Consider the following 1,930-nt stretch of genomic DNA (forward strand, 5'->3'; position numbering starts at 1 on the left):
GGCGTCGGGTGCGGCGGTTGCGGGTGAGTCATGCTTTTCATTCCGGGTTGATGGAGCCGATGCTCGACGACTTCCGACACGTCCTGGAACAAGTCCGCTTCCATCCGGCCGCCATCCCGCTGGTCTCCAACATCACCGGACGGGTCGCCCCCGCCGAAGTGCTCGGCAGTACGACCTACTGGCTGGCGCACGTCATGCGCCCCGTCCGCTTCCTCGACAGCATCGGCCACCTCAGCTCAGAGGGCGTAAGGCACTTCATCGAAGTCGGCCCCGACGGAGTACTGACGGCCATGGCACAGGACTGCCTGGAGGCGGAACAGGGCACACCGCTGCTGGTCGCCGCCGGGCACCGGGACCGCCCTGAACCTGTCACGGCGGTCACCGCAGCCGCCGAACTCCTCGCCCGCGGCGCCGACATCGACCTGTCCGCGCTCTTCGAGGGCGCCCGCCCGCGCCGGGTCGACCTGCCCACCTACGCCTTCCAGCGCGAGCGGTACTGGCTCGAAGAGGACGCCACCCCCGCCGACGCCGCGGGACTCGGCCTGCACGCCACCAGCCACCCGCTGCTCGCCGCCGTCACCAGCGTGGCCGAGGGGGACGTGTCCCTGTTCACGGGCAGGATCTCGACCGCGGGCCACCCCTGGCTCACCGACCACACCGTCGCCGACACCGTGCTGCTGCCCGGCACCGCCTTCGTCGAGATGGCGCTGCGCGCCGGACAGGACACCGGCTGCGACACCGTACGCGAACTTGTCATCGAGGCACCGCTCGCACTCCCCGCGGACGGCGGACTCCAGGTGCAGGTGGTGGTGGCGGGCCCGGACGCGTCAGGGCGGCGTCCGGTCGGCATCCACGCACGCCCCGAGGGCGACGACCGCCCGTGGACCCGCCACGCCGCCGGTCTCCTGGAGGCTGCCACGGCACCGGCCGAGGCCGATCTGACCACCTGGCCGCTGTCCGGAGCCGAGCGCGTCGAGGACGGCGACTTCTACGAAACGCTCGCCGAGCACGGGTACACGTACGGGCCCGCCTTCCAGGGGCTGCGCGCGGTGTGGCGGCGTGGCACGGAGGTCTTCGCCGAGGTCGCCCTGCCCCCGGAGCACGACACGGACGCGGCCAGGTTCGCGCTGCACCCGGCCCTGTTCGACGCTGCCCTGCACGCGGCCGCACTTGACGGCTCCGGCGGACTGCCCTTCGCCTGGGAGGGGGTCCGGCTGCACGCCGTCGGCGCCACCACGCTGCGCGTGGCGCTCACCCCGGTCGGCGACGGCGCCGTACGCGTGGAGGCGGCGGACGGCACCGGAGAACCGGTGCTCTCCGTGACCGCGCTGACGGTACGCCCCGTGACCGACGCACCCCTCGATCCCCGGGGCACCGACTCCCTCTACGGCGTCGAGTGGACCGAGGCACCGACCACGACCGACGACACCGCCTCCCGGCAGCGCTGGGCCGTGCTCGGTGCCGACCCATGGGGCCTTGGGCTCGACGACGCCGCGTCCACCACACCGGACGCCGTCCCCGCCCTGGTGGTGCTCCCGGTACGGGCGGCGGGCGGAGCGGAGGTGGTGGACGATGTCCACGGGACGGTGCTCCGCACGCTGGCCGGGATCGCCGGATGGCTCGAAGACGAGCGGTGGCGGGACTCCCGGCTTGTCGTGGTCACCGGCCCCGAGCTGGCCGGACGCTCGGCGGCCGGTCTTGTGCGCTCCGCACTGTCGGAACACCCGGGCCGGATCATCCTGGTCGAGGCCGAGGGCCCCGTCACACGAGCCGGTCTGACCGAGGCCGTGGCATCGGGCGAACCCCATGTGTCCCTGCGCGAGAACGGCGTGTTCGCTCCCCGTCTTGCGCGGGTGGGTGGGGTTCGGGGTGGGGTCGCGGGTGTGGGTGGTGTGGGGTTGTCGGGTTCGGTGTTGGTGTCGGGTGGGAC

At 73.1% G+C, this 1,930-nt stretch carries 1 protein-coding gene; it reads left to right on the plus strand.

From position 1 onward, the window contains the following. Positions 1-50: 50 nt before the first annotated feature. Positions 51-1,930 (plus strand): polyketide synthase dehydratase domain-containing protein (locus ACIBIW_RS36735; protein WP_399342890.1); only part of this gene is annotated, 1,880 nt, incomplete at its 3' end.

It is taken from the genome of Streptomyces sp. NPDC050560 (assembly GCF_044457285.1).
Taxonomy (GTDB): domain Bacteria; phylum Actinomycetota; class Actinomycetes; order Streptomycetales; family Streptomycetaceae; genus Streptomyces.